Annotated in this window: 7 protein-coding genes; all 7 read right to left on the reverse strand. The window is 59.6% G+C overall.

What is annotated here, in order from left to right; genetic code table 11:
• The coding region (locus tag DXX99_RS10620; protein WP_240610912.1) for a GTP-binding protein at window positions 1–151 on the reverse strand (151 nt) is incomplete at its 3' end.
• A 15-nt stretch (window positions 152–166) separates the two neighbouring features.
• The gene (gene fusA / locus DXX99_RS10625; RefSeq protein ID WP_115793453.1) at window positions 167–2,239 is read right to left on the reverse strand and encodes an elongation factor G; all 2,073 of its coding nucleotides are present in this window, start codon (window positions 2,237–2,239) and stop codon (window positions 167–169) included.
• Window positions 2,240–2,254: 15 nt separating this feature from the next.
• On the reverse strand, window positions 2,255–2,725 hold the full coding sequence (gene rpsG, locus DXX99_RS10630) for a 30S ribosomal protein S7 (protein WP_115793454.1): 471 nt from the start codon (window positions 2,723–2,725) through the stop codon (window positions 2,255–2,257).
• A 23-nt stretch (window positions 2,726–2,748) separates the two neighbouring features.
• On the reverse strand, window positions 2,749–3,123 hold the full coding sequence (gene rpsL / locus DXX99_RS10635; protein ID WP_115793457.1) for a 30S ribosomal protein S12: 375 nt from the start codon (window positions 3,121–3,123) through the stop codon (window positions 2,749–2,751).
• Window positions 3,124–3,221: 98 nt separating this feature from the next.
• On the reverse strand, window positions 3,222–3,473 hold the full coding sequence (locus DXX99_RS10640) for a L7Ae/L30e/S12e/Gadd45 family ribosomal protein (RefSeq protein WP_115793455.1): 252 nt from the start codon (window positions 3,471–3,473) through the stop codon (window positions 3,222–3,224).
• A gap of 69 nt (window positions 3,474–3,542) precedes the next feature.
• A complete protein-coding gene (rpoC, locus tag DXX99_RS10645) occupies window positions 3,543–7,067 on the reverse strand; it encodes a DNA-directed RNA polymerase subunit beta' (RefSeq protein WP_115793456.1) in 3,525 nt (1,174 codons plus the stop codon).
• A gap of 6 nt (window positions 7,068–7,073) precedes the next feature.
• A complete protein-coding gene (rpoB, locus tag DXX99_RS10650) occupies window positions 7,074–10,454 on the reverse strand; it encodes a DNA-directed RNA polymerase subunit beta (RefSeq protein WP_115793458.1) in 3,381 nt (1,126 codons plus the stop codon).
• Between the last annotated feature and the right edge of the window lie 306 nt (window positions 10,455–10,760).

Raw genomic sequence — 10,760 nt, forward strand, 5'->3', positions numbered from 1 at the left:
CGATCTCGTCGTACTTGGTGAACTTGGCCAAACCGTGGCGGGAAAGCACCAGGGTGATGGCTGCCGTTAAGGTGGTCTTGCCGTGGTCTACGTGCCCAATGGTCCCTACGTTGACGTGCGGTTTGGTCCGAACGAATTTCTCCTTGGCCATAAAGCTTCCTCCTCCTTAACTTGCCTTCTGGATGATTTTCTCCGCGATGTTCCGCGGTACCTCGGCGTAGTGATCGAACTGCATGGTGTAGGAACCACGCCCTTGGGTGAGGGAGCGAAGGGTAGTGGCGTAGCCGAACATCTCGGCCAAAGGCACAAAAGCCTTTATCACCCTTACCGGCCCGCGCGCCTCCAGTCCCTCGATCTGGGCCCGGCGCGCGTTGAGATCGCCGATGACCTCGCCCAAGTACTCCTCCGGAGTTATTACCTCGATCTTCATCATGGGCTCGAGCAGTACCAGGCCCGCCTGCCTGGCAGCTTCCTTAAAGGCCAGCGAAGCAGCTATCTTGAAGGCCATTTCCGAAGAGTCCACCTCGTGGTAGGAGCCGTCCACCAGGGAAACGCTCACGTCGATAACCGGGTAGCCGGCCAGGACGCCGTTTTCCATGGCCTCCCGTACCCCGGCCTCCACCGCGGGTACGAACTCCTTGGGCACCACGCCGCCCACGATCTTGTTGTGGAACTGGAAGCCCGAGCCCCGCGGCAGGGGCTCAATCTCCAGCCACACATGGCCGTACTGACCCCGACCACCCGTCTGCCGGATGTACTTCCCTTCTGCCTTAGCCGGCCGGGTGATGGTTTCGCGGTAGGCTACCTGCGGCTTGCCCACGTTGACGTCCACCTTAAACTCCCGGCGGAGCCGGTCCACGATGATCTCTAGGTGAAGCTCCCCCATACCGGAGATGATGGTCTGCCCCGTTTCGTGATCCACATGGGTGCGGAAGGTGGGATCTTCCTCCGCCAGGCGACTCAGGGCCGGACCCAGCTTATCGTAGTCGTCTCGCGTCTTGGGCTCTATTGCCACCGAAATGACCGGATCGGGGAATTCCATGGACTCCAGTAATATGGGGTGCTTTTCGTCACAGAGAGTGTCGCCGGTAAAAGTTTCCTTAAGACCTACCGCTGCGGCAATCTCCCCAGAGTAAATTTCCTCCACTTCCTCCCGGTGGTCGGCGTGCATGCGCAATATGCGGCTTACACGCTCTCGCTTCCGGCGGGTAGCGTTGTAAACGTAGCTTCCCGCCCGGAGGGTGCCAGAGTAAACCCGGAAGAAGGTGAGACGCCCCACATAGGGATCGGCCATGATCTTGAAAGCTAGGGCGGTGAAGGGGGCATCATCGCGGCTTTCGCGGATTTCCTCCTCACCAGTCTCGGGGTTCACTCCCTTAACCGGCGGGATGTCAATGGGAGAAGGCAGGAAGTCCACCACCGCGTCAAGCAGCGGCTGCACCCCTTTGTTGCGGTAGGAAGCCCCGCAGAGCACCGGTACCGCCTTACCCGTAAGGGTAGCTATGCGCAAGCCCCGCTTGATCTCCTCCGGGGTGAGCTCCTCCCCTTCCAGGTACTTGAGCATGAGTTCTTCATCGGCCTCGGCTGCCGCCTCCAGGAGCTTTTCCCGGTACTCGGCCGCCAGCTCCTTCAAGTCATCAGGGATCTCCCTTTCCTCGATCCGAGTCCCCAGTTCGTCGACGTAGATGAGCGCCTTTTCCCGGATGAGGTCCACCACGCCGACAAAACTATCCTCTACCCCGACGGGGAGCTGGATGGCTACCGGATTAGCCCCCAGGCGCTCCCGCATCATCTGGAGCACGCGGAAAAAGTCAGCCCCCACGCGATCCATCTTGTTGACATAGGCGATGCGGGGAACATGGTACTTATCCGCCTGCCGCCATACGGTCTCGCTCTGAGGCTCCACCCCGCCGACAGCACAAAAGATAGCTATAGCCCCGTCGAGCACGCGCAGGGAGCGCTCTACTTCCACCGTAAAATCCACGTGCCCGGGCGTGTCAATAATGTTAATCCGGTACCCCCGCCAGAAGCAGGTAGTAGCCGCCGAGGTTATGGTGATACCCCGTTCCTTCTCCTGGGGCATAAAGTCCATGACGGCCGTACCATCGTGCACCTCGCCGATGCGGTGAATCCGCCCGGTGTAGTAAAGGATGCGCTCTGTGGTAGTGGTCTTCCCGGCGTCGATATGGGCCATTATTCCTATGTTCCTAACTTTCTCCAAAGGATACTCTCTCGGCAAGACTCCAAAACCCCCTTACCACCGGTAGTGGGCAAAGGCCCGGTTGGCCTCAGCCATGCGGTGGGTCTCATCCCGCTTCTTCACCGCTCCGCCCGTGCCGTTATAAGCGTCCAGGATTTCCGCCGCCAACTTTTCGATCATGCTCTTACCCTGACGCTGCCGCGCGTACTCCACCAGCCAGCGGATGGCCAGCGACACCTGCCGTTCCGGGCGCACCTCAATGGGTACCTGGTAGGTGGCACCGCCCACCCGCCGCGGCCTGACTTCCAGTACCGGCTTGACGTTCTCTACGGCCTTTTCCAGTACTTCCACCGGATCTTTACCCGTCTTTTCCCGGATAAGATCGAAAGCTCCGTAACAGATCCACTCCGCGATACTCTTTTTTCCGTCGCGCATCACTTTGTTGATAAGCTTGGCAACAAGCTTGCTCCCGTACACCGGATCGGGATCAATCTCCCGCGGCGGTACAGGACCTCTGCGCGGCATGGTTTACTTTACACCTCCTTTCCTTACTTCTTGGGCCGCTTGGTTCCATATTTAGAGCGCCCCCGGCGCCGATCCTGCACGCCAGCAGCATCCAGGGCTCCCCGGATGATATGGTAACGCACCCCCGGTAGGTCTTTCACGCGGCCACCGCGCACCAGCACCACCGAGTGCTCCTGCAGGTTGTGCCCGATGCCCGGAATGTAGGCCGTTACCTCCATGCCGTTGGTCAGCCGCACGCGGGCCACCTTGCGCAGGGCCGAATTGGGCTTTTTAGGAGTGGTGGTGTAAACGCGCACGCACACCCCCCGCTTTTGTGGGCAGCCGCGCAGAGCCGGAGCCGAAGATTTGCTGCGCACCACTTCCCGACCATAACGCACCAGTTGGTTTACCGTCGGCATCTTTAATCCCCACCTCCTTTCTCCGGTAAGCTTTTCCCGCCTAACAGGCAAAAGATTGCCCCCTGGTTATCCAAGCAACCGTACCAGGGGGCAAGCCTTTAATCTTCCAGTACAGCTGCCGAGGCGCAGTTCACCTCAATGCCGCAAGCCCTTCCCAACTCCTTCATCGAGGGCACCACTTCTATGGGAATCCCTCTCTCTTTAGCCGCCTGCACTATGGGCTCGGTAACCCAGCTTTCCGCGTCAGCAGCCACGAATACTACTTTCGCTTGCCCCCGTTCTACTGCTTTTAGCGTTTGCCGTGATCCTACGGTCTTTTTGCGTGCCTGGCTTATGCGCGCATAGGGCACTATACATCCCTCCATGCCCCCACACGCTTTATCAGTGTAGCATCCTGCCCCTAATGCTGTCAATAAGCTTTAAGCCTCTTCAGCCGAAAGCTTTTTCTCCTCCTCGGAAACCACCTTTATGCTGCGGTAGCGGTTGAGGCCCGTACCCGCAGGGATGAGTTTGCCTATGATCACGTTCTCTTTGAGACCAAGCAAAGGATCGACCTTGCCCTTGATGGCCGCATCGGTCAACACCCGGGTGGTCTCCTGGAAGGAGGCTGCTGCCAGGAAAGAGTCCGTGGCCAGGGAAGCCTTGGTGATGCCTAAGATCACCGGGCGGCCCACGGCCTCCTGCCCACCTAAGGCCCTCACCCGGGCGTTTTCGTCCTCAAATTCATACCAATCCACCAGACTGCCCGGCAGGAGTTCGGTGTCCCCCGAATCCTCTACCTTTATCTTCTTGGACATCTGGCGGATGATGATTTCTATGTGCTTGTCGTTGATCTCCACCCCCTGCATGCGGTAGACCCGCTGCACCTCTCGCAAGAGGTAAAGTTGCGCCGCCTTCATTCCCTTTATCCTTAAGAGGTCATGCGGGTTGACCGAGCCTTCGGTGAGCTCGTCGCCGGCCTCTACCCGGTCGCCCGTCTTGACCTTAATCCGAGCACCGAAGGGGACCTGATAGACCACCCGCTCGCCGTCGTCTTTGACGAGCTCGATCTCCCGCCGCCCCTTGACTTCCCGCACCTCCACTACGCCAGCTGCTTCAGCTATAATGGCCTGGCCCCGCGGCCGCCGGGCCTCGAAGAGCTCTTCCACCCGTGGTAGACCTTGAGTGATATCTTCGCCCGCCACGCCGCCGGTGTGGAAGGTGCGCATGGTAAGCTGAGTGCCGGGCTCGCCTATGGACTGAGCCGCAATGATCCCCACCGCCTCACCGATCTCTACCAGGAAGCCGGTTCCCAGATCGCGACCGTAGCAGCGGGCACAAACCCCGTGCCGGGTGCGACAGGTGAGTACCGAGCGCACCTTCACCTTCTTTATCCCGGCCGCCGTTATCTTTTCCACCGCGTCCTCGTCTATCTCCTCTCCCTTGGCACAAATGAGGGTTCCTTTCTCAGGATCCACTACGTCTTCCGCCGCAATGCGGCCCAGGATCCGGTCGGCCAGGGGCTCGATAACCTCGTTGCCGTCGCGGATCTCCTCCACTTCGATGTAGTCGTCGGTACCGCAGTCCTCTTCCCGCACGATGACATCCTGAGCTACGTCTACCAGCCGCCGGGTGAGGTAACCGGAGTCGGCGGTGCGCAGGGCGGTGTCGGCCAAACCCTTGCGGGCGCCGTGCGTGGAGATGAAGTACTCCAGCACGGTAAGCCCCTCGCGGAAACTGGCCCTAATGGGCACCTCGATAATCCGGCCGGAGGGATCGGCCATCAGACCCCGCATGCCGGCCAGCTGCCTTATCTGCTGGATGTTACCTCGCGCTCCAGATATAGCCATCATGTAAACGGGGTTGAAGCGGTCAAGCCTCTGTACCAGCAGGTTCTTGATACGCTCAGTCACGGCGCTCCATATGCCGATGACCTTGCGGTAGCGCTCTTCCTTGGTGATGAGTCCCCGCCGGTACTGCCGCTCGACCTCCTCCACCTCCTTTTCCGCCTCGGCCAGAACCTGCGGCTTCTCCGGCGGCACCTCCAGGTCCTCCAGGCCGATGGTAAGACCCGCCCGAGTGGCAAAGCGAAAGCCGAGTTCCTTTATGTTGTCCAGGAATTCGGCCGTCTGAGCGAAGCCCAGGCGCCGGTAGCAGCGGTCTATGATTTCCACCAGAAGCTTCTTATCTACCGCCTCGCTCAAGATACGCTGGGCAAGCGAGGTGAGAACCCGGTTACCCTCTTCGTCCCACTTGAAAAGCAGAGGCTCCGGCACCGCCTGGAAGAAGATGAGCCTGCCCGGAGTGGTTTCCAGCCAGCGCTCCGGCAGCTTCACTCCCGCCAGGCGCACCCTTACCCGGGCCTGAAGGGGTACGAACCCCATCTCGTAGGCCCGGACGACGTCATCCGGGTCGGCAAAGTACCGGTCCTCCACAACCTCTCCCGGCCTTTCCAAAGTAAGGTAGTAAATGCCGATCACCAGGTCCTGGGTGGGGATGGTGATGGGCTTGCCGTCCTTGGGGCAGAGGATGTTGTTGGTAGAGAGCATCAAGAGCCGGGCTTCGGCCTGGGCCTCTGCCGAGAGGGGCACGTGCACCGCCATCTGGTCGCCGTCGAAGTCGGCGTTGTAAGCAGTGCAGACCAAAGGATGGATCTGAATAGCTCTACCCTCGACCAGCACCGGTTCGAAAGCCTGGATGCCTAAGCGGTGTAGGGTGGGAGCGCGGTTAAGGAGTACAGGGTGGTCTTTGACCACCTCCTCCAGAACGCCCCAGACCTCGGGCCGCATGCGCTCCACCATGCGCTTGGCACTCTTGATGTTGTGGGCCAGTCCCTTCTTCACCAGCTTGTGCATCACGAAGGGCTTGAACAGTTCCAGAGCCATTTCCCGCGGCAGGCCGCACTGATGCAGCTTGAGCGTGGGCCCGACCACAATGACCGAGCGGCCGGAGTAATCCACCCGCTTGCCCAGAAGGTTCTGGCGGAAGCGCCCCTGTTTACCCTTAAGCATGTCGCTCAGGGATTTCAAGGGGCGGTTGCCGGGTCCGGTGACCGGCCGTCCCCGCCGGCCGTTATCGATAAGGGCATCCACCGCCTCTTGTAACATGCGCTTTTCGTTGCGCACGATGATGTCAGGTGCCCCCAGCTCCAAGAGGCGCTTGAGGCGGTTGTTCCGGTTTATCACCCGCCGGTAGAGGTCGTTGAGGTCGGAGGTGGCGAAGCGCCCGCCGTCCAGCTGCACCATGGGGCGTAGCTCCGGCGGTATGACCGGCAGCACTTCCAGGATCATCCACTCGGGCCGGTTGCCCGATTTGCGGAAGGCCTCTACCACCTCCAGGCGCCTTATGGCCCTCACCCGCCGCTGCCCCGTGCTCTCTTTAATTTCCTGCCGGAGCTCCTGAGCAAGCTGGTCGAGATCGATCTCCGCCAGGAGCTCCTTTATAGCCTCCGCGCCCATGCCGGCTCGGAAGGAGTCGCCGTACTTTTCCCGGTACTCCCGGTACTCGGCATCGGTCAAGAGCTGCTTCTTCACCAAAGGAGTGTCGCCCGGGTCGAGTACGATGTAGTTGACGAAGTACAGCACTTTCTCCAGGGCGCGGGGAGACATGTCCAGCAAAAGCCCCATGCGGCTGGGGATTCCTTTGAAATACCAAATATGGGAAACAGGGGCGGCAAGCTCGATGTGACCCAGGCGCTCGCGACGCACTTTGGCCCGCGTCACTTCCACGCCGCAGCGGTCGCAGATGACCCCTTTGTACCTTACCCGCTTGTACTTGCCACAGTAGCACTCCCAATCCTTAGTGGGGCCGAAAATGCGCTCGCAGAAAAGCCCGTCGCGCTCAGGCTTCAGCGTCCGGTAGTTAATGGTTTCCGGCTTCTTCACTTCGCCATACGACCAGGCCCGGATCTGTTCCGGTGAAGCCAGCCCTATACGTATGCGATCGAAACGGTCAAGTTCCAGCACCTATCCTCACCTCGTTTTTCTCTTGGCTTCGCCCTTCTCCTCTTTCTCTTCCGCTGGCTCCTCTTCTGTCAGTTCGTAAAGTTTTTGGAAGTCCCACTCCGTCTTCTCTACAGGCTCCCCTTCGCTATCGGTGTCTTTCAGCTCCACTTCCTCGCCGCGACTGGAGAGCACCCGAACATCCAGCCCCAGGCTCTGGAGTTCCTTGATCAGCACTTTGAAAGATTCGGGCACACCCGGCTCCGGCACGTTCTCGCCCTTAACGATGGCCTCGTAGGTTTTCACCCGCCCGACCACGTCGTCCGACTTCACGGTAAGCATCTCCTGCAGAGTGTAAGCCGCCCCGTAGGCTTCCAGCGCCCAGACTTCCATTTCTCCAAAGCGCTGGCCGCCGAACTGCGCCTTTCCACCCAGCGGCTGCTGCGTGACCAGGGAGTAGGGACCGGTGGAGCGAGCGTGGATCTTGTCGTCCACCAGATGGGCGAGCTTCATCATGTATATGTAACCCACGGTCACCGGGTTATCGAAGGGCTCCCCCGTGCGGCCGTCGTAAAGGATCACCTTACCGTTACGAGGTAAACCGGCCCGCTCCAGCGTCTCGAATATATCTTCCTCCGTAGCCCCGTGGAAGATGGGGCTGGAGATCTTGATCCCTAGCTTCTTCGCCGCCCACCCCAAGTGGGTTTCCAGTACCTGACCCAGGTTCATCCGAGAAGGTACCCCCAAGGGATTGAGGACGATCTCCACCGGTGTACCGTCCTCCAGGAAGGGCATGTCTTCTTCCGGCAGGATGCGGGCCACCACGCCCTTGTTCCCGTGCCTTCCCGCCATTTTGTCGCCCACCGAGATCTTCCGCTTCTGGGCCACATAGACCCGCACCAGCTTTATGACCCCCGGCGGGAGTTCATCCCCTTTGTCCCGGCTGAAGATCTTGACGTCTACCACCGTGCCCGACTCACCGTGGGGAACCCGCAGGGAGGTGTCCCGTACCTCGCGGGCCTTTTCCCCGAAGATGGCCCGCAAAAGCCGCTCCTCCGCCGTAAGCTCGGTCTCCCCCTTGGGAGTGACCTTGCCCACCAGGATATCGCCCGGTCTTACCTCTGCCCCAATACGGATGATGCCCCGCTCGTCCAGATCTTTCAGGGCGTCCTCACCCACATTGGGGATGTCCCGGGTAATTTCTTCCGGCCCCAGCTTGGTGTCCCGGGCTTCGCACTCGTACTCTTCTATATGAATGGAGGTAAAGAAGTCCTCCTTCACCAGCTTCTCGCTTATGAGGATAGCATCTTCGTAGTTGTAGCCCTCCCAGGGCATGAAAGCCACCAGCACGTTCCTTCCCAAGCTCAGCTCCCCGCGATCGGTGCAGGGGCCGTCCGCTATGATCTGCCCCGCTTCTACCCGCTCACCTTTCTTAACGATGGGGCGCTGGTTGATGCAGGTACCCTGGTTGGAGCGCTGGAACTTTCGCAGCGGGTAGCGGTCGGTCTCCCCTCCATCGGTGGTGATGACGATCTCGTTGGCCGTGACCTTGGTGACCGTACCGGAGCGCCGGGCCACCACCACCGCTCCTGCATCGCGGGCCACCTTCTCTTCGATGCCCGTGCCTACCAGCGGCGCCTCCGTCCGGATGAGGGGGACCGCCTGGCGCTGCATGTTGGCCCCCATCAAAGCCCGGTTGGCGTCGTCGTTTTCCAAAAAGGGAATGAGCGAAGCTCCCACGCTGAACACTTGCTTGGGAGAAACGTCCACCAGATCTACTTCTTCCACCGGAACCACCAGGATCTCGCCCTTGTACCGGGCACTCACCCGGTCCTCCAGGAAGCGCCCCTCTTCGTCCAGAGCCACGTTGGCCTGCGCGATCACGTATTGCTCCTCCTCGTCCGCCGTGAGGTAGACGATTTCGTCAGTGACCCGCCGGTTCTCCTTATCCACCCGCCGGTAAGGGGTTTCGATAAAGCCGAATTCGTTCACTCGGGCGTAGGTAGTGAGGCTACCAATAAGGCCAATGTTAGGACCTTCCGGCGTCTCTATGGGGCAAATACGCCCGTAGTGGGAGTGGTGCACATCCCGCACCTCAAAACCTGCCCGCTCCCGGCTCAATCCTCCCGGCCCGAGGGCCGAGATACGCCGCTTGTGCGTGAGCTCGGAGAGAGGGTTAGTCTGATCCATGAACTGGGAAAGCTGGCTCGACCCCAGGAATTCCTTTATGGCTGCTACTACCGGGCGGATGTTAATGAGAACTTGCGGGGTCACCACTTCCACGTCCTGGATGGTCATGCGCTCCCTGACCACCCGCTCCATGCGCGCCAGCCCGATACGGAACTGGTTCTGTAAGAGCTCACCCACCGAGCGCACCCGTCGGTTCCCAAGATGATCGATATCGTCCACCTGACCTTCGCCGCGCATAACTTTGAGCAGGTAGCGGATGGTGGCCACGATGTCCTCCGGCAAGAGTTCCCGGATGAACTCCCGGTCCTTGGGAACCATCTTTTTAAGGTAAGGGTCCCATTCCTGCGGACCGTTCTCTTGCTTGAAGCGGTAAAGTACGCCGTGTCCCAGCTTCTTGAAAAGCTTATAACGCCCCACGTTCCCCAGGTCGTAGCGCTTGGGATCGAAAAAGAGGCTCTCCAGAAGAGCCCGCGCGTTGTCCACCGCCGGCGGCTCACCCGGACGCAAGCGCTTGTAAATCTCCAAAAGGGCCTCTTCCTGGTTGGTGGAAGGATCGCGGCTCAAAGTCTCCTGGATGAACTTGTCGTGATCAAACAGCTCCAGGATATGAGCGTTGGTGGGGTAGCCCAGCGCCCGCACCAGCGTGGTGGCCGGGATTTTGCGGGTGCGGTCCACCCGTACCCAGATGACGTCGGCAGCATCGGTCTCAAACTCCAGCCAAGCTCCGCGGTTGGGGATGATGGTAGCGGTGTAAAGTTTTTTCCCCGTGGGATCTATCTGCTCCCCGTAGTAAACTCCGGGAGAACGGACCAACTGACTCACTACCACCCGCTCGGCCCCGTTGATGATAAAAGTGCCCCGCTCGGTCATCAAGGGGAGATCCCCCATGAAGACCTCCTGCTCTTTGATCTCCCCCGTCTCCTTGTTGATAAGGCGCACCTTGACCCGCAAGGGAGCCGCATAGGTCATGTCTCGATCCTTGCACTCCTGCTCGGAGTACTTCGGCGGCCCCAAGGTGTAATCCAAAAACTCCAGAATCAGGTTACCGGTGAAGTCTCGGATGGGAGAAATATCAGCCAGAGCTTCCCGCAAACCCTTCTCCAGAAACCACCGGTAAGACTTGCGCTGGATCTCTAGAAGGTCAGGCAGAGGAAGGATCTCCTGAAGTTTGCCGTAGCTTACCCGTTCTCCTGAACCTTCTTTGAACGAAGGAATTGCCATAAAGTCTTTAGCCCCTCCCGGAAGAGCGTCTTGAGGAAGTCTCGAGAAAAACAATAAAAACCCACTGCTTCCATTCCTGCCGAATGGCCGCGCGGTTCCGCTACGAAAAATATGATTACCGACAGCGCCTTCCTATATTAGCACAGCCCCTCTACCCGCGTCAAGCGACCCCAGACTCACGATCGTGTCAACCTACTGTAGGAGTCTCGAGCCCCACCATCCCCGGACCAGGACGAACTACCAGAGAAGATCGATGTTCCGGCTCAAAGCTTTGAGGGCTCTGGTTAATGATGTTACCGGACCTCG

This window comes from Ammonifex thiophilus (assembly GCF_003368535.1).
Classification (GTDB): Bacteria; Bacillota; Desulfotomaculia; order Desulfotomaculales; family Ammonificaceae; genus Ammonifex; species Ammonifex thiophilus.